The organism is Klebsiella ornithinolytica (assembly GCF_030505655.1).
Classification (GTDB): domain Bacteria; phylum Pseudomonadota; class Gammaproteobacteria; order Enterobacterales; family Enterobacteriaceae; genus Klebsiella; species Klebsiella ornithinolytica.
Genome location: NZ_CP130153.1, coordinates 4,954,237 through 4,971,669, shown reverse-complemented (window position 1 = coordinate 4,971,669; position 17,433 = coordinate 4,954,237). Strand labels below are relative to the sequence as shown.

At 58.4% G+C, this 17,433-nt stretch carries 13 protein-coding genes; 10 read left to right on the top strand and 3 right to left on the bottom strand.

Going from position 1 to position 17,433, the window contains the following annotated elements; genetic code table 11:
- Positions 1-78: 78 nt before the first annotated feature.
- Positions 79-900 carry a TIM barrel protein gene (locus Q1L34_RS23535; protein WP_004857340.1) on the bottom strand — a complete coding sequence of 274 codons (822 nt, stop codon included), beginning with the start codon at positions 898-900 and terminating at the stop codon, positions 79-81.
- Between the two features lie 352 nt (positions 901-1,252).
- Between Q1L34_RS23535 and Q1L34_RS23530 the strand changes: the two genes are divergently transcribed.
- Both Q1L34_RS23530 and iolB read left to right on the top strand, forming a co-directional pair.
- Positions 1,253-2,758, top strand: a complete 1,506-nt coding sequence (locus Q1L34_RS23530; protein WP_004857345.1) for a CoA-acylating methylmalonate-semialdehyde dehydrogenase — start codon at positions 1,253-1,255, stop codon at positions 2,756-2,758.
- Between the two features lie 18 nt (positions 2,759-2,776).
- Positions 2,777-3,586 carry a 5-deoxy-glucuronate isomerase gene (gene iolB, locus Q1L34_RS23525; RefSeq protein WP_015585291.1) on the top strand — a complete coding sequence of 270 codons (810 nt, stop codon included), beginning with the start codon at positions 2,777-2,779 and terminating at the stop codon, positions 3,584-3,586.
- A 240-nt stretch (positions 3,587-3,826) separates the two neighbouring features.
- Here the strand turns inward: iolB and Q1L34_RS23520 are convergent, their stop codons facing one another.
- Both Q1L34_RS23520 and Q1L34_RS23515 read right to left on the bottom strand, forming a co-directional pair.
- Positions 3,827-4,687, bottom strand: a complete 861-nt coding sequence (locus Q1L34_RS23520; protein ID WP_004857352.1) for a MurR/RpiR family transcriptional regulator — start codon at positions 4,685-4,687, stop codon at positions 3,827-3,829.
- A 150-nt stretch (positions 4,688-4,837) separates the two neighbouring features.
- Entirely contained in the window at positions 4,838-6,751 is a 1,914-nt protein-coding gene (locus tag Q1L34_RS23515) for a bifunctional 5-dehydro-2-deoxygluconokinase/5-dehydro-2-deoxyphosphogluconate aldolase (RefSeq protein ID WP_326008063.1), read from the bottom strand.
- A 528-nt stretch (positions 6,752-7,279) separates the two neighbouring features.
- On the opposite strand from Q1L34_RS23515, the gene iolD reads away from it, so the two are divergent.
- The 8 genes from iolD to Q1L34_RS23475 all read left to right on the top strand — a co-directional run bounded on the left by iolD (position 7,280) and on the right by Q1L34_RS23475 (position 17,425).
- Positions 7,280-9,220: a 3D-(3,5/4)-trihydroxycyclohexane-1,2-dione acylhydrolase (decyclizing) gene (gene iolD, locus Q1L34_RS23510; protein WP_327204308.1), complete on the top strand. Its 1,941-nt coding sequence runs from the start codon at positions 7,280-7,282 to the stop codon at positions 9,218-9,220.
- A gap of 47 nt (positions 9,221-9,267) precedes the next feature.
- Positions 9,268-10,281, top strand: coding sequence for a bifunctional inositol 2-dehydrogenase/D-chiro-inositol 1-dehydrogenase (gene iolG / locus Q1L34_RS23505; protein ID WP_004857363.1), 1,014 nt, complete (start codon positions 9,268-9,270; stop codon positions 10,279-10,281).
- A gap of 42 nt (positions 10,282-10,323) precedes the next feature.
- A complete protein-coding gene (locus Q1L34_RS23500) occupies positions 10,324-11,208 on the top strand; it encodes a sugar phosphate isomerase/epimerase family protein (RefSeq protein WP_004857366.1) in 885 nt (294 codons plus the stop codon).
- Positions 11,209-11,231: 23 nt separating this feature from the next.
- Positions 11,232-12,131: a myo-inosose-2 dehydratase gene (gene iolE, locus Q1L34_RS23495; protein ID WP_004857371.1), complete on the top strand. Its 900-nt coding sequence runs from the start codon at positions 11,232-11,234 to the stop codon at positions 12,129-12,131.
- Between the two features lie 182 nt (positions 12,132-12,313).
- The gene (locus tag Q1L34_RS23490) at positions 12,314-12,664 is read left to right on the top strand and encodes a hypothetical protein (protein WP_327204307.1); all 351 of its coding nucleotides are present in this window, start codon (positions 12,314-12,316) and stop codon (positions 12,662-12,664) included.
- Between the two features lie 131 nt (positions 12,665-12,795).
- Positions 12,796-13,704, top strand: coding sequence for a dihydrodipicolinate synthase family protein (locus tag Q1L34_RS23485; protein WP_220668115.1), 909 nt, complete (start codon positions 12,796-12,798; stop codon positions 13,702-13,704).
- A 14-nt stretch (positions 13,705-13,718) separates the two neighbouring features.
- The gene (locus Q1L34_RS23480) at positions 13,719-15,686 is read left to right on the top strand and encodes a YjhG/YagF family D-xylonate dehydratase (protein ID WP_004857383.1); all 1,968 of its coding nucleotides are present in this window, start codon (positions 13,719-13,721) and stop codon (positions 15,684-15,686) included.
- Between the two features lie 359 nt (positions 15,687-16,045).
- Positions 16,046-17,425: a glycoside-pentoside-hexuronide (GPH):cation symporter gene (locus tag Q1L34_RS23475; protein WP_004857385.1), complete on the top strand. Its 1,380-nt coding sequence runs from the start codon at positions 16,046-16,048 to the stop codon at positions 17,423-17,425.
- The last annotated feature ends 8 nt before the right edge of the window (positions 17,426-17,433 follow it).

Sequence of the window (17,433 nt, the reverse complement as noted above, 5' to 3'; positions counted from 1 at the left end):
CTGCGTCGATTATAGGCAAACTGGCCGTAAACCGATGTGAGAAATCGCTATATTCGCCTGGCGTGACGTTGATTTCTCTCAGGCGCAATGGTGTTGAATGAGCGCGATGCTCCGTTCCGTCTCGCGGCGGATATCCTCTTCGCTCCAGGATGCCAGCTCCGGCGCAAACGGTTCGAACGCATACACCCCCTGATAACCCCGGGCTTCAAGGTGTTTGATTTGCTCACAGGTTTGCAGCCGATCTTTTTCCGTCAGCATGATTCGTTCGTCGTCGGTCAGGTTTTCCCGTGGGCGGGCGTCTTCCACGCCGGAAAGGTGCACCAGCCCGATGTCAGCGATATCCACCTGGCTAAACTCGGCATCCGCCTGCGGATAGAGATGGTGGTGGAAGGTATCAATCAGTAGCTTAAACGGTACCTTCGCATCGCGGATGAGCGTCTGCGCCTGTGCCGCAGATCGCAGTGAGCTCTGCGGGAAACCCAGCGGTTCAACCAGGCCCCGCACGCCGTAAAACGAAAACAGCGGCGACAGATCGCGCAGCGCACTCAGGGTTTCGCTGGCCGGCACCTCGCTGCCATCGTTGAGCGGACACAGGACCAGCGATTTGGCGCCAATGGCTCTGGCCTCTTGCAACAAAGATTCGGCCAGGCCGCGAACCTGCTCCGTGCGGCGGTTAAATGGGTATACCGCATTGATGGTCAAAATCTCAATATGGTAGCGGTCGGCCAGCTCGCGCACCTGCTGATGACTCAGATCGTCGGTCACTTTTCCTGTGGGCAAATCATTACGCAGCTCGACCTTATTCAGCCCAAGACTGTTCACCAGACGGAAAAAGGCCTCGATGCTCAGGGATGGGGCGATCTTGCGATTAAGACAGAAACGTTGCAGTGCGATAGCCATGTGGCTCTCCTGAATGACGATAGATTGGGTTTATTCGATCGACTGTAAGTCAAAACATTTATTTCATAATTAGCAATGGATGAAATGGTGGATCTTTGAGCTGCTTCGCAAATAATCGTACTTTCCCGCTCTAAGTCACATCGGGTACAGATGGCGTCGCAGCTGAATCTTATCGGGGGCGCTTTCTTGACGAAACTCGCGAACCGCGGCCGGGAAATGCGACGGTCATCACCAAAATAGAATTTCATTCTACGTCAACATTGAAATATAAGTTTCATTTTACTACGGTTATAGCACAGCAAAATCGGAACGGGGCCGCAGCGTTGGCCTTCCCACATCATGAGGCGAGAAGATGACGATCACAGGAAACTTTATTGGCGGGAAAACCGTCACCAGCAGCAGCAATGAAACGATGCCGGTGTATGACCCGGCGACGGGCAAGGTGGTGCGCGAAGTCACTTTGTCGACCGCTCAGGAAGTCTCTGATGCCATTCAGGTTGCCCGTGATGCGTTTGAAAGCTGGTCGCGCACCACGCCGCTACGCCGCGCCCGCGTCCTGTTCAACTTTAAAATGCTGCTTGAGCAACATGCTGAAGAACTGGCGGGAATCATCGTTAGCGAGCACGGTAAAGTCTGGTCGGACGCACTGGGCGAGCTGACACGTGGTCTGGAAGTGGTTGAATTTGCTTGCGGTATTCCACATCTGATTAAAGGTGAATACTCCTCTGATGTCGGCACCGGCGTGGACAGCTATTCGCTGATGCAGCCGCTGGGTGTTGTGGCGGGGATTACGCCGTTTAACTTCCCGGCGATGGTGCCGATGTGGATGTTCCCGCTGGCGCTGGCCTGCGGCAACAGCTTCGTCCTCAAGCCACCGGCGCTGGCCCCGACGGCCGCGGTACGCCTGGCTGAACTGCTGAAGGAAGCAGGCCTGCCGGATGGCGTCTTTAACGTTGTGCACTGCAGCAACGACGATGCCGAGCAGCTGTATACCGATCCGCGTATTGCGGCGGTCAGCTTCGTGGGCTCTTCCGGTGTTGCCGAATATATCTACAAAACTGCCAGCGCCCACGGCAAACGCGTGCAGGCCTTTGGCGCAGCGAAAAACCACGCGATTGTGATGCCGGATGCGGATCTGGATGCCACGGTGAATGCGATTATGGGCGGGGCGTTTGGTTCTGCGGGCGAGCGCTGCATGGCGCTGCCGGTCGTGGTCGCGGTAGGCGATGAAACGGCGGATAAGCTGATTGCACGTCTGAAGCCGCTGGTGGAAGCGCTGAAAGTCGGGCCGGGATGTATGCGCGGCAAAGAAGAGAACGAAATGGGCCCGGTGGTTTCCGATACCCATCAGAAGAAAGTGCTGGGCTATATCGATAAAGGCGCCAGCGAAGGGGCGAAACTGGTCGTCGACGGGCGTAAGCTGCGCGTGTCAGGCTATGATGACGGGTACTATGTCGGCGGTACGCTGTTCGACAACGTGACGCCGGATATGACCATCTGGCGGGAAGAGATTTTTGGACCGGTACTGGGTATTGTCCGCGTGGCGGACTATCACAGCGCGCTGGAGCTGGTGAACAGCCACGAATTTGGCAACGGCAGCGCCGTCTTTACCAGCAATGGACACACCGCCCGTGAATTCGTGCATGATGTCCAGGCCGGGATGGTCGGGGTGAACGTGCCGGTTCCGGTACCGATGGCTTTCCACAGCTTCGGCGGCTGGAAGCGCTCGGTATTTGGCGCCCTCAACGTCCATGGTCCTGACGGCGTGCGCTTCTACACCCGCATGAAAACCGCCACCGTGCGTTGGCCGCAAGGGCAGCAAACCGTATCTGAATTCAGCATGCCGACCTTAGGTTAATCGGCGAAGGAGAACGCCATGTCGTTACTGGCTAAATCACGAAAAGAGGGGCAGATCCAGCACATCACGCCGCAAAGCGCCGGCTGGCGCTATATCGGTTTTGATGTGTGGATGCTGAAAAAAGGGCAGAGCATTACGCTGGAAAGCGGCGAACGCGAGCTGTGTCTGGTGCTGGTTGCCGGGCTGGCGTCGGTCAAAACGACGAAGGCCGACTTCCCAGGGTTGGGACAGCGCATGTCGCCGTTTGAACGTACCCCGCCGTGGGCGGTGTACGTCCCGACGCAGGACAAGGTGGAAGTGACGGCGGATTCTGACCTTGAACTGGCGGTGTGCAGCGCGCCGGGTAAAGGTACGCTGCCGGCGCGGGTGATTCGTCCGCAGGATGTGGGCGTTGAGCATCGTGGCAAAGGGCGTAATCAGCGTCTGGTGCACAATATCCTGCCGGATAATGCGCAGGCCGACTGTCTGCTGGTGGTGGAGGTGTATACCGACGAAGGCGCCACCAGCTCCTGGCCGTCGCATAAACACGATACCGCGCAGCCGGGCAAAGAGACCCAGCTGGAAGAGACCTACTATCACCGTTTCGATCCGCCGCAGGGCTTCGCACTCCAGCGAGTGTATACCGATGACCGCAGCCTGGATGCCTGCATGGCACCGTACAACCACGATGTGGTGATGGTGCCGCGCGGCTATCATCCGGTCGCGACGATTGCCGGGTATGACAGTTATTATCTGAACGTGATGGCCGGGCCGGAGCGCAAGTGGTTGTTTACCTGGGAAGAGGACCACGCGTGGATCAATAGTCCTGACTATCCTCGTCACGACTGACGGATCGCAAGAGTTAAAAGGGCCGCTAAGTTTTGCTTAGCGGCCCTTTTTGTCTTCTGTTGTTCCCCGGTGGCCTTCCGGAGGTATTCCCCGGTGGCGCTGCGCTTACCGGGGCTACATCGGGAGAGGGGCGCCCGGATCAGGTGCTGGTGCGGCAATCCGGGAGGTTTCGCGACGGCGCCGGTGATCTTCCCCGGTGGCGCTGCGCTTACCGGGGCTACATCGGGAGAGGGGGCAGGGTCAGGCGAGGTTCTGCTGGGTTTGCGGTTCTTTGCTGCTGTTCAGCGCCAGTGAAACGGCCAGCGTCTGGGCCAGGCACAGAGAAGCTACCTGGGAGCGGAAACCGTCAACCTGCGCTTCACGTACTACAAAGCAGACATCGCTGAAGGCCGCGAGCGGACTGACCTGGCTGTCGGTTATTGCAATCTGTCGCGCTTTGCGCTGGGCGCCAAGTTCAACCAGCTCGACCACTTCACGCGCGTAGGGCGAGAAGCTCACGGCGACCACCACGTCTTTCGGCCCCACCAGGCTCAGCTGCTCGGTGAACATGCCGCCGAGACCATCGATCAGGAACGCTTTACGATCAAGATGACGCAGCGCATAGGTCAAATAGGAAGCGACGCTAAACGAGCGGCGCAGGCCAATCACATAGATATTCTCCGCCTCCGCCAGCAGGCCGACCGCGCGCTCGAGATCATCGCCAGAGGTCTGCATCGCTAGCTGCTGCAGCGCCTGGGTATTCACCATGGTGAACATATTGAGAATTTCCGTTGGCGTTTCCGGCGGCGACGTTTCATCGTTGGTCGTCTGGCGGAACAGGCGCGCGCGTTCGGTGTAGTTGGCGGTCTCTTCCATCAGATGCTGTCTGAACATCTGCTTCATTTCGTTAAAGCCGCTAAAACCGAACGCATTGGCGAAACGGATTAACGTCGATGGCGGGACATCCGCCTGCTGGGCGATAGAAGCGACGGTATCGAAAGCGACGCTATTACTGTTATCCAGAATATAGCGTGCCACCTGTTTTAAGCGTTTGCTTAATGTGTCGTAGCGACGCCGGATTTCATCCTGCAGGATGGTCAGTTGGGTCGGATTATTGGCCATAGATTGCGCTCTGAGAAAATGAAAGGAATATAACTTCCAGTGTACCAAATGAAGCGAATTTTTCATTTTTTGCGATGAAATACGCGATTCATTTCACGAAGAAACAGAAAAAAAACCCGCACCGGGAGGTGCGGGCGGGTTTTATCGCGGTTAACCGCGGGCTTCACGCCAGTAGTCGATGAGCCTCAGGTAGTTTTGTTTCACCTCGCCAATCAGCGCCTCATCGCTCAGTTCGCCCGCCATCCAGCGTCGTGAAGGCTGACCAAAGATGGTACGTCCGACGGCGAAACCTTTGATGATCGGGTGGCCGGCGGCCTCGGCAAACCCGGCGCGCAGTCGATCTGACGGCGCATCGAGGCCCAGCAGCAGGATCCCGCGACACCAGGGATCTTCGCGTGCGATCAGACCCGCGATCTTCTCCCAGCTGACGCTGGAGAGCGGCGGTAGCTTCCACCAGTCCGGCTGAATGCCAAGCTGGTAAAAATGTTCCAGCATCGTGCGGTAGTGGCGCTCGTCTTTATCCGGGCCATTTTCCGGGAGGATCACCTCCAGCAGCAGCTCGTGTCCGGACTTGTTGCAGGCCTGCCAGACTTCCAGCAGCAGCGCATCCTGCTCAGCCCGCAGCGGTGCCGGATCTGCCGGGTGGTAGAAGACCAGGCATTTGACCACATGCTCCAGCGGCCAGTCGATCAGCTGGGAACCAATGTTGCCGTGTTCCAGACGCAGCGGGCGCGAACCCGGCAGCTCGATAGGGCGACCAATCCACCAGCCTTTACCGGTAATGGCATTCAGCGAGCTCTGACCGTAGGTGCCGTCAGCGAGAATACCGCTCCGCTGTTCCAGCCCCGCCTCTTTGGCGGCCGCTTCGGCGGCAGCCAGCAGCAGCAGCTTGAGTTGGGGAATAGAGGCCGGATCGCATCCGGTTTCATGGGCCAGATCCGCCAACTGTTTACGATGATCAAAAGCGAAAATGCACAGCTCCGGCCACTGCTGACGGCGGCTGGTGACGCGGTGTAAATGGTTTAATCGCGCGTCGATATCCGGACGCGGGACGGATTCCGCCCGCAGCAGATAATCATCCAGCTCGACTTTGGTCGGCATCGCCGGCGCGCAGCCGTGGCGTGAGACTACCAGCGCGCCGCAGGCATTGGCGTAGCGACACGCCTGCTCCCAGCCTTCATCATTCAGCCAGCCGCGCAGCAGACCGGACATAAAGGCATCGCCCGCGCCCAGCACGTTGAGTACGTCAACCCGCACGCCCTGCTGGAGCGGAATGCTGTCCCAGCTATCGGGAATGTCGCCTTCCAGTACCACGCAGCCCATCGGACCCCGTTTACAGACCAGCGTCGCTTTAGTCGCATGGCGGACATTTTTCAGCGCCGTCAGCGTATCGGTGCTGCCGCCGGCAATATGGAACTCCTCTTCTGTACCGACCACTAAATCGAACAGATGGAGCACTTCCTGAAGCTGGCTGGTGACCGGACCGGATTCGATGAAACGCGTTTCACCGTCTCCCAGCGAGGTCAATCCCCACAGCACCGGACGGTAATCGATATCCAGCGCGGTGCGCAGACCGTGACGGCGGGCGTATTCCAGCGCCTTCAGGACGGCCGCGCGGGTGCTGGCATGAGAGAGGTGCGTGCCCGTTACCGCCAGCGCACGGGAAGAGGCGATGTACTCTTCGTTAATATCCTCAGGCACCAGCGCCATATCGGCACAATTATCACGGTAAAAAATGAGCGGGAAGGTCTCCTGATCTTTAATGCCCAGCATCACCAGCGCGGTAAGACGCTGTTTATCCGTGATCAGGTATTCGGTGTCGACCCCGGCCCGAGCGAGCGTTTCGCGTAGAAAACGACCATTGTGCTCATCGCCGACGCGCGCCAGCATGGCTGATTTTAATCCCTGAATGGCGGTACCAAAGGCTACGTTGCCGGAAGATCCGCCCAGATATTTAGAGAAACTGGCAACATCTTCTAGCCTTGCACCAATCTGCTGGGCATAGAGGTCGACAGCCACCCGGCCAATACAGATGACGTCGAGCCGCTTTACTGCTGCATTCATAGCTAGGTTTTCCTTTTGCATATCTGCTGTACGGAAGGGTCGGGATGCCGACAAGGTCTCCACACACAGCCTGAGGGTGAACGGTTATCCCTAGTTTGAGAAATAAATATTTCATTTGCAAATGAGATCGAAATTAAAAAACCAAAAGTGTGAGGGATCTACCACTCTGCCGCGCCAGGCCCCATTCTGCACAGGATCAAGGGCGCGGGTGACGCCTGGTGTGGCATGGTTCAGTAGGTGAGTGCTTTATGCATGATTTTAAAAGGGATAATTAAGCGGCGGCGCGCCTTGAACGGCCGATGGCGGGGTGACCGGGCTGGGTGAAACGGGTGAAACAGGGAGAGAGTTTGATCCCTCTCGCAAAATGAAATATTTTTTCTGTATTTCTATTTAATGAAAAAAATGTTTGCCTATAATCCAAAAGTATTCCAGTGGACGTTAACGATTTCCCACGGCTGTGACAAGCGTGTAGCACGGGGAAAACGCGCTAACCCACACACAAATACTGAACAATAAGGATTGTGCAAGATGGGCAAACTGAGACTGACAATGGCGCAGGCGCTGGTGAAGTTCCTTGATAACCAGTTTCTCGACGTCGATAGCGAAGAGCATAAATTCGTAAAAGGTATCTTCGCCATCTTTGGCCACGGCAACGTGCTGGGGCTGGGCCAGGCGCTGGAACAAGACAGCGGCGACATGCGGGTCTTCCAGGGGCGTAACGAACAAGGCATGGCGCACGTCGCCACCGGTTTTGCCCGCCAGTCTCTGCGCCGCCAGATCATCGCCTGCACCTCTTCCGTCGGTCCGGGCGCGGCCAATATGATTACCGCCGCCGCGACGGCCACCGCCAACCGCATTCCTCTGCTGCTGCTGCCCGGCGATGTGTTTGCTACCCGTCAGCCGGACCCGGTGCTGCAGCAGGTTGAGCAGAGCTATGACCTGAGCATCAGCACCAACGACGCCTTCCGGGCCGTCAGCAAATACTGGGACCGCATTACGCGTCCGGAACAGCTGATGAGCGCCTGCATTAATGCGATGCGCGTCCTGACCGATCCGGCGGAAACCGGTGCCGTCACTCTCTGTCTGCCGCAGGATGTGCAGGGCGAAGCCTGGGATTACCCGGAGTCGTTCTTTGTGCGCCGCGTGCATCGTCTCGATCGCCGCCCGGCCAGCGCCGCCCAGCTGGCGGATGCGGTCGCGGCCATTAAGGCCAGCCGCAAGCCGCTGATTATTTGCGGCGGCGGTGTGAAATATGCCGGTGCCGGGGAAGCGCTGTCCCGCTTCGCGGAACGCTACGGCATTCCGTTCGCAGAAACCCAGGCCGGGAAAGGGACGGTAGTCTCCTCCCATCCGCTGAACGTCGGCGGCGTCGGTGAAACCGGCTGCCTGGCCGCCAACCTGCTGGCGAAAGAGGCCGATTTGGTTATCGGTATCGGCACCCGCTTTAGCGATTTCACCACCTCCTCAAAATGGCTGTTCCAGCACCCAGGCGTGCGTTTTCTGAATGTGAACGTCAGCAACTTCGATGCCTGGAAGCTTGACGGCATTCCGCTGCTGGCCGATGCCCGCGAAGCCCTGACGTCACTGGACAGCGCGCTGGCCGGCGAAGGCTGGCAGGCGAGCTGGGGCGCGCAGATCGACAGCGTCCAGAGCCGCCAGCTGAAAGAGACCCAGCGCGTCTATCAGGCCGTCTGGCAGGAAAAGGCTTTTGTCCCGGAAGTCGATGATGCTCTCGATCGCGAGTCGGTGTATCGGGAATTTCGCCAGATAACCGACTCCACGCTGACCCAGAGTAGCGTGCTGGGCGTACTCAATGAAACGCTTCCGGCGGATGCGGTGATTGTGGCGGCGGCGGGCAGCTTGCCCGGGGATCTGCAGCGCGTCTGGCGTAACCGGGCACCCAACACTTATCACGTAGAGTACGGCTACTCCTGCATGGGCTATGAAGTGAATGCCGCGCTGGGCGTGAAGCTGGCGCAGCCGCAAACCGAAGTCTATTCCCTGGTCGGAGACGGCTCTTTCATGATGCTGCACTCTGAGCTGGTGACCTCGTTGCAGGAGCGGGCGAAGATCAACGTTGTACTGCTCGACAATATGGCCAACGGCTGCATCAACAACCTGCAGATTGGCCACGGTATGGGCAGCTTCGGCACCGAGTTTCGCTATCGCTCAGCGGAGAACGGGCAGCTGCAGGGCGGCCTGGTGCCGGTCGATTTCGCCACTATTGCGGCGGGCTACGGCTGCAAAACCTGGCGCGTCACTACCCTGAATGAGCTGCGTCAGGCGCTGGATGCCGCGCGTCGCGAGACGATCAGCACGCTGATTGATATTAAAGTGCTGCCGAAGACCATGGTGCATTCCTACGGCAGCTGGTGGAACGTCGGCGTCGCCCAAACGGCCTTGTCAGAACGTATTCGCAAAGTTGCTGAAATGATTAATGAAAAACGCGCCGAAGCGCGGGATTACTAGAACAGAACGCTCACCTTGAACCCTACAGAATCACGGAGAAAACCACTATGTCACTCAAATTAGGTGTCATCGGCGCTGGCGCCATCGGTAAAGAACATATCCGTCGTTGCACCCAGGTCTTACAGGGAGCCACCGTGGTGGCGGTGTCGGATATCAATGCGGAGAGCGCACGTGCGGCGGTAGCGCTGCCGGGCGTGCAGGCGGAAATCTACACCGACGGCCACGATGTTATCCGCTCCGGCGATGTCGACGCTATCCTTGTCACCTCGTGGGATCCGACGCACGAAGAGTATACCCTCGCGGCGATCGCCGCCGGCAAACCGGTGTTCTGCGAGAAGCCGCTGGCGATGAGTGCGGAAGGCTGCCGACGCATTGTCGATGCGGAAATGAAAGCGGGCCGCCGCCTGGTGCAGGTCGGCTTTATGCGCCCTTACGATGAAGGCTACCTGGCGCTGAAAAAAGTCATTGATGATGGCGATATTGGCGCGCCGCTGATGCTGCATTGCGCGCACCGTAACCAGTCGGTCGGCGAGAACTACACCACCGACATGGCGATCACCAACACCCTGATCCACGAGCTGGACGTGCTGCGCTGGCTGCTCAACGATGACTACCGTTCGGTACAGGTGCGTTTCCCGCGCTCGACCTCTCACACCCATCCGCGCCTGAGAGATCCGCAGATCGTCTCCTTCGAAACGCGTAAAGGCACCCTGATCGACGTCGAAGTGTTCGTCAACTGCCAGTACGGCTACGACATCCAGTGCGAAGTAGTCGGGGAAACGGGGATTGCCCGTCTGCCGGAGCCATCTGCAATCCAGATGCGTAAAAGCGCCAACCTGTCGACCGCGATCCTGACCGACTGGAAAGATCGTTTTATCAAAGCCTACGACGTGGAGCTGCAGGCCTTTATCAATGATGTGAAAGCCGGCCAGCTGCAGGGACCGTCGGCATGGGACGGCTATGCGGCCTCCGTTGCGGCCGATGCCTGCCTGCAGGCGCAGGAGAGCAGCGAACCGGTCGCAGTGACGCTGCCCGAGTGCCCGGCGTTCTATCAGCGCTAATCCGTCTCCCGCTTACGGAACTTCTTTGAACAGGTAACGACGATGAAAATTGCTTTCGACGTTGATGTGATTCGCGATCTCGGGATTACCCGGATGGTCCACCAGGTTGCGGAATGGGGTTACAAGTACATTGAGCAATCGCCCCATCCGCAGATTAACCCGTTCTACAAACACCCGCGCGCTGGTCGGGAAGTGATTGCCGAGTACAAACAGGCGCTGCGTGAAACTGGCGTGGAGATCTCTTCGTTTATCTGCGTTTACCGCTGGTCCGGCCCGGATGAACTGCGCCGTCAGGCGGCGGTAAAAAACTGGAAACGGTTGATCGAAGTGGCGGTAGAAATGGGTGTGCAGGTGATCAACACCGAGTTTTCCGGCGATCCGAATCAGCCGGAGATCTGTGAAGAGATGTTCTATCGCTCGATGGACGAGCTGCTGCCCATTTTCGAGCGCGAAGGTATTCGCGTGGAGATTCAGGCGCATCCGTGGGACTTCTGCGAAGAACATAACGAAACCGTCGATATCGTGAAGTCGTTCCGTAGCGAGAATGTGAAGTACGTATACAGCGTTCCGCACACTTTCTTTTATGACAAAGGGAAAGGTGAGGTCGAGAAAATGCTGCGCTATGCCGGCGGCGATCTCTCACACGTGCTGATTGCCGATACCCGAAATCATACAAAGCACTGCCGCTATATCGTTAATCCGCCGGGCGTGGATGCCGCGGTCCACCAGCACGTTGGCGTTGGCGAGGGGGACGTGGATTTCGACGCGCTGTTCCGCACGCTGCGCGAAATGAACTTTGCTGAGCAGACCTTCAAAGTCGGCGGCGCGCCGATTGTGGCCGCCTCGCTATTTGGCTACCCGGAAAAAATGAAATACCAGGCAGTGGAAACCCGTGAACTCATCGAACGTGAATTGCTGCGTCGCTAAAGCGCGGCAACAGGAGCATTTTTATGAACAAAGATAATGTAAAACTGGCGATCGCCCCTATTGGCTGGACCAACGATGATATGCCTGAACTGGGCAGCGAAAATACCTTTCAGCAGATAGTCAGCGAAATGGCGCTGGCGGGGTTTAGCGGCAGCGAAGTGGGCAGCAAATACCCGCGCGATCCGGCGGTGCTCAAGCCGATGCTGGATATTCGCGGCATTCAGATCTGCAATGCCTGGTTCAGCACCTTTTTTGCCAACGGGCAGCGGGAAAAGACCATTGACGAGTTTGTGAATCACATGAATTTCCTGCAGGCGATGGGGGCGAAAGTGATTGGCTGCTCCGAGCAAAGCGGCAGCATTCAGGGGCTGGAAAAACCGATTCTCGGCGAGGCAAAACCTTGCTTCAGCGAGGAAGAGTGGCAGCGTGTTGCCGAAGGCTACAACACGCTGGGGCGCCTGGCCGCCGAGAAGGGCATGCAGGTGTGTCTGCACCACCATATGGGAACCGGTATTCAGACCACCGAAGAGATCGACAAATTTATGTCGCTGGTCGATGACAAAGTCTTCCTGCTGTACGACACCGGACATGCCTGGTATTCCGAAGGGGGCGAAGCGCCGATGCTGGCGATCCTCGAGAAATACCTGCCGCGTATTAACCACGTGCACCTGAAAGACGTGCGCCCGTCGGTCATTGAGCAGGTTCGTCGTGAAGGGCTGTCATTCCTTGATGGCGTGAAGAAAGGCACCTTCACCGTGCCTGGCGATGGCGTGATCGACTTCCGTCCGGTGTTCAAACTACTGGACGATCGCGGCTATAAAGGCTGGATGGTGGTTGAAGCCGAGCAGGATCCGGCGCTGGCTAACCCCTTCGAATACGCCCTCAAAGCGCGTAAATACATTCGTGAAACGGCAGGAATCTAATCGTTGATCCACTTTCAGGCCACACAGCGTTGTGGCCTGCTTTTTTTCCGCTTTACGGGCCGCACCACAATACCCGTCCATGGCAGGTTAACGCCCCGATAATCCCCCTCGCACCGCGCTGCTGCTGCCGAACGGGCCGCACAGCGAACAGTTTATCTTCTGTAATCCAGGAACACTCCCCGGTGGCGCGACGCTTACCGGGGCTACGGCTGGGGCCGGTGCGTAGCCCGGGCCAGGGGTTTATCCCGCTGTCCGGGAACCTCCCCGCTGGCGCTATGTTTACCGCGGTACGGTGGGGGCCGGTGCGTAGCCCGGGCCAGGGGTTTATCCCGCTGTCCGGGAACCTCCCCGCTGGCGCTGTGTTTACCGGGGTACGGTGGGTGTCGGTGCGTAGCCCGGGCCAGGGGGTTATCCCGCTGTCCGGGAACCTCCCCGCTGGCGCTATGTTTACCGCGGTACGGTGGGTGTCGGTGCGTAGCCCGGGCAAGAGAGGCCGGTTTGTCGCACGCATAAGGCGTTGCAGCATTTTGTGATCCAGTCTGAAAAACGTGCACTTACGTCCGTCACCCCATTTACCTTCTCTTTGCAGGCGACATAGTATGGTCGTTAAATAAACGAACGCTGTTCTATAATGTAGAACAAAATGATTCAGCAAGGAGATCTCATGCCGCAAACCGTGCAGTTCTCGGGGATTATTCCGCCTGTCTCCACCATTTTTACCGCCGATGGCCAGTTCGATAAACCGGGTACCGCCGCGCTGATCGACGACATGATCGCCGCGGGCGTCGACGGCCTGTTCTTCCTCGGCAGCGGCGGGGAGTTCTCGCAGCTTAATGCCGATGAGCGCAAAGCCATTGCCGCCTTCGCCATCGCCCACGTCGATCGCCGGGTACCGGTACTGATTGGTACCGGCGGCACCAACGCCCGGGAGACCATCGAACTCAGCCAGCACGCGCAGCAGGCCGGCGCCGACGGGATCGTGGTCATTAACCCCTATTACTGGAAAGTCTCTGAGCCCAACCTGATTCGCTACTTCCAGCAGGTAGCCGAGAGCGTCACGCTGCCGGTGCTGCTGTATAACTTCCCGGCATTGAGCGGTCAGGATCTGACGCCCGCGTTGGTCAAAACTCTCGCCGACTCGCGCAGCAATATTGTCGGCATCAAAGACACCATCGACTCGGTGGCTCATCTGCGTAGCATGATTGAGACGGTGAAATCGGCGCACCCGCACTTCTCGGTGCTGTGCGGTTACGATGACCACCTGTTTAACACCCTGTTGCTGGGCGGCGACGGGGCCATCTCGGCCAGCGGTAACTTTGCCCCGCAGATCTCGGTAAAGCTGCTGCTGGCCTTCCGCGACGGCAACCTGGCGGAAGCCGCGCGCTACCATCAGACGCTGCTGCAAATCCCGCAGCTGTACCAGCTGGATACGCCGTTTGTGAATGTGATTAAAGAGGCGATCGTGCTGTGCGGGCGGCCGATCTCCACGCATGTGCTGCCCCCGTCCTCTCCGCTGGACGAGGCGAAAAAGCGGCAGCTCAAAACGCTACTACAACAGCTCAGACTCTGCTGAACCGGAAAATTAAGATGGCAATAGAGACGATTTTCACGCCCCAGAATGATGCGTTTTATGCGGTCATCACCCATGCTGCCGGCCCGCAGGGTGCGCTGCCGCTGACGCCGCAAATGCTGATGGAGTCGCCGAGCGGCAATCTGTTCGGGATGACGCAAAACGCCGGCATGGGCTGGGACGCCAACAAACTCACCGGCAAAGAGGTGCTGATTATCGGCACTCAGGGTGGGATTCGCGCCGGGGACGGCCGCCCGGTGGCGCTGGGTTACCACACCGGCCACTGGGAAATTGGCCTGCAGATGCAGGCGGCGGCCAGGGAGATTACCCGCAATGGCGGGATTCCTTTCGCCGCCTTCGTCAGCGACCCGTGCGACGGGCGCTCTCAGGGTACGCACGGCATGTTCGACTCCCTGCCGTACCGCAACGATGCGGCGATCGTGTTTCGTCGTCTGATCCGTTCGCTGCCGACGCGTCGGGCGGTGATCGGCGTGGCGACCTGCGACAAAGGCCTGCCGGCGACCATGATCGCCCTGGCGGCAATGCATGACCTGCCGACGATTCTGGTGCCCGGCGGGGCGACGCTGCCGCCGACCTTTGGCGAAGATGCCGGTAAAGTCCAGACCATCGGCGCACGCTACGCCAACCACGAGCTGTCGCTGCAGGAAGCGGCGGAATTAGGCTGTCGCGCCTGCGCTTCGCCAGGGGGCGGCTGCCAGTTCCTGGGCACGGCGGGGACCTCGCAGGTCGTTGCGGAAGCGCTCGGCCTGGCGCTGCCGCACTCGGCGCTGGCGCCGTCGGGGCAGGACGTCTGGCTGGAAATCTCTCGCCAGTCGGCGCGGGCGGTGAGTGAGCTGGATAATCGCGGCATTACCACGCGCGATATTCTGACCGATAAGGCGATCGAAAACGCGATGGTTATCCACGCGGCGTTCGGCGGCTCGACCAACCTTCTGCTGCACATTCCCGCCATCGCCCATGCGGCGGGGTGCACCATTCCTGATGTCGCACACTGGACGCGGATCAACCGCAGCGTCCCGCGTCTGGTCAGCGTGTTGCCGAACGGGCCGGACTACCACCCCACGGTGCGGGCTTTCCTCGCCGGCGGAGTACCGGAAGTGATGCTGCACCTGCGCGATCTTGGTCTGCTGCATCTGGATGCGATGACGGTCACCGGTCAGACGGTGGGAGAAAACCTCGACTGGTGGCAGACTTCCGAGCGGCGTGAGAAATTCCGGCAGTGTCTGCGCGAACAGGACGGCGTCGATCCGGATGATGTGATCCTCCCGCCGGCGCGGGCGAAAGCCAAAGGCCTCACTTCCACGGTGGCCTTCCCGGTAGGCAATATTGCGCCGGAAGGTTCGGTGATCAAAGCCACGGCGATCGATCCGTCGGTGGTGGATGACGACGGCGTGTATCGCCACACCGGACGGGCGCGGGTATTTGTTTCGGAAGCCCGGGCGATCAAGGCGATCAAAAACGGCGAGATCGAGCAGGGCGATATTATGGTGGTGATCGGCGGCGGGCCGTCCGGGACCGGCATGGAAGAGACCTATCAGCTCACCTCGGCGCTGAAACATGTCTCGTGGGGGAAGACGGTGTCGCTGATCACCGATGCCCGTTTCTCCGGCGTGTCGACCGGCGCCTGCTTCGGCCACGTCGCCCCGGAAGCGCTGGCGGGCGGGCCCATCGGCAAGCTGCGCGATGACGATGTGATTGAGATCGTCGTCGACAGGCTGGCGCTCACCGGTCACGTCAATTTTATCGGTACGGCGCACCAGCGGCTGACGCCGGAAGAGGGGGCGGCAGAGTTGGCGGCAAGAACGCCGCATCCCGATTTGCACGCCCATGATTTTTTACCGGACGATACCCGCCTGTGGGCGGCGCTGCAATCGGTCAGCGGCGGGACATGGAAAGGCTGTATATACGATACAGATAAAATTATCGAGGTTATAAACGCCGGTAAAAAAGCGCTCGGTATTTAATTAAATTCAGCTGCAATGTCGTCTGCGGAAATAGTCCGCGGACGGCTTTTTTTCGTCTGCATTAAATACCATTATGCTTATTTTTTGTTTTTTGTAACCATTTAAAAATTAAGACGAAAAAATATTATGGCCTTCCCTTTTTTATAACGATGGCAATCACAAAAACCAAAAAACATAATTCATAAATTAAAAATGACCATTGCCGTAAAAATGCACATCTTCTTACACTCTATTAACACGAAAACGTGAACAGTAAGCACACGTATAATGGGTGATTTCCTGACGTTGCAGCGGGTATGTATTCCCTTTTCAGGTCCCTGACGTTTGCGCCATTCCACTCATTGGGGTTGGGGATAAATATGCAATTAACCATGAAAGATAAAATCGGCTACGGGCTGGGCGATACCGCGTGCGGTTTCGTCTGGCAGGCGACGATGTTTCTGCTGGCCTATTTCTACACCGATGTGTTTGGCCTCTCCGCCGGTATTATGGGCACGCTGTTTTTGGTTTCCCGCGTGCTGGATGCCGTCACCGATCCGCTGATGGGGCTGCTGGTGGACCGCACCCGTACCCGCTACGGCCAGTTCCGCCCGTTCCTGTTGTGGGGCGCCATTCCGTTCGGCATCGTCTGTATGCTGACCTTCTACACGCCGGACTTTTCCGCGCAGGGTAAAATTATCTATGCCTGCGTGACCTATATTCTGCTGACGCTGGTCTACACCTTCGTTAACGTCCCCTATTGCGCGATGCCGGGGGTGATTACGGCGGATCCGAAAGAGCGCCATGCCCTGCAGTCGTGGCGTTTTTTCCTCGCGGCCGCGGGATCGCTGGCGATTAGCGGGATTGCGCTGCCGCTGGTGAGCATCATTGGCAAAGGCAACGAGCAGGTGGGTTACTTTGGCGCCATGTGCGTGCTCGGGCTGACCGGCGTCGTGCTGCTGTATGTGTGCTTCTTCACGACCAGAGAGCGCTATACCTTCGACGTGCAGCCGGGCGCATCGGTGGCGAAAGATCTTAAGCTGCTGTTCGGCAACACCCAGTGGCGAATCATGTGTGCTTTCAAAATGATGGCGACCTGCTCCAACGTGGTTCGCGGCGGGGCAACGCTCTACTTCGTGAAATACGTGATGGACCACCCGGAGCTGGCGATGCAGTTTCTGCTCTACGGCAGCATCGCCACCATGTTCGGTTCGCTGGCCTCTTCGCGCCTGCTCGGGCGCTTCGATCGGGTGAAGGCCTTTAAAGGGATTATCGTGGTCTATTCCCTGATTAGCCTGCTGATTTTCGTTACCCCGGCTGACTATATCGCGCTGATTTTCGCGCTCAACATCGTCTTCCTGTTCGTTTTCAACACCACCACGCCGCTGCAGTGGCTGATGGCCTCTGACGTAGTGGATTACGAAGAAAGCCGCAGCGGCCGCCGTCTCGACGGACTGGTTTTTTCCACCTACCTGTTCAGTCTGAAGATTGGCCTGGCCATTGGCGGCGCGGTGGTGGGCTGGATTCTGGCCTACGTGAACTACTCCGCCAGCAGCAGCGTGCAGCCGGTTGAGGTGCTAACCACCATCAAAATCCTGTTCTGTGTGGTGCCGGTGGTGCTCTATATCGGCATGTTCACCATGCTCTCACTCTACAAGCTGACCGATGCCCGGGTGGAGGCCATCAGCCAGCAGTTACGTCAACATCGCGCGGCGCAGGAAGAGGGCGTCCCTGCTGCCGCTGCCGCGACATCCCATTAAGCAGGAGG

What these genes read in the sequence shown, in the direction of transcription:
- iolG (WP_004857363.1), top strand. Translation starts at nt 9,268, where the DNA reads ATGTCACTCAAATTAGGTGTCATCGGCGCTGGCGCCATCGGTAAAGAA.
- iolD (WP_327204308.1), top strand. Translation starts at nt 7,280, where the DNA reads ATGGGCAAACTGAGACTGACAATGGCGCAGGCGCTGGTGAAGTTCCTT.
- Q1L34_RS23485 (WP_220668115.1), top strand. Translation starts at nt 12,796, where the DNA reads ATGCCGCAAACCGTGCAGTTCTCGGGGATTATTCCGCCTGTCTCCACC.
- iolE (WP_004857371.1), top strand. Translation starts at nt 11,232, where the DNA reads ATGAACAAAGATAATGTAAAACTGGCGATCGCCCCTATTGGCTGGACC.
- Q1L34_RS23480 (WP_004857383.1), top strand. Translation starts at nt 13,719, where the DNA reads ATGGCAATAGAGACGATTTTCACGCCCCAGAATGATGCGTTTTATGCG.
- Q1L34_RS23515 (WP_326008063.1), bottom strand. Translation starts at nt 6,751, where the DNA reads ATGAATGCAGCAGTAAAGCGGCTCGACGTCATCTGTATTGGCCGGGTG.
- Q1L34_RS23475 (WP_004857385.1), top strand. Translation starts at nt 16,046, where the DNA reads ATGCAATTAACCATGAAAGATAAAATCGGCTACGGGCTGGGCGATACC.
- iolB (WP_015585291.1), top strand. Translation starts at nt 2,777, where the DNA reads ATGTCGTTACTGGCTAAATCACGAAAAGAGGGGCAGATCCAGCACATC.
- Q1L34_RS23535 (WP_004857340.1), bottom strand. Translation starts at nt 900, where the DNA reads ATGGCTATCGCACTGCAACGTTTCTGTCTTAATCGCAAGATCGCCCCA.
- Q1L34_RS23500 (WP_004857366.1), top strand. Translation starts at nt 10,324, where the DNA reads ATGAAAATTGCTTTCGACGTTGATGTGATTCGCGATCTCGGGATTACC.
- Q1L34_RS23520 (WP_004857352.1), bottom strand. Translation starts at nt 4,687, where the DNA reads ATGGCCAATAATCCGACCCAACTGACCATCCTGCAGGATGAAATCCGG.
- Q1L34_RS23530 (WP_004857345.1), top strand. Translation starts at nt 1,253, where the DNA reads ATGACGATCACAGGAAACTTTATTGGCGGGAAAACCGTCACCAGCAGC.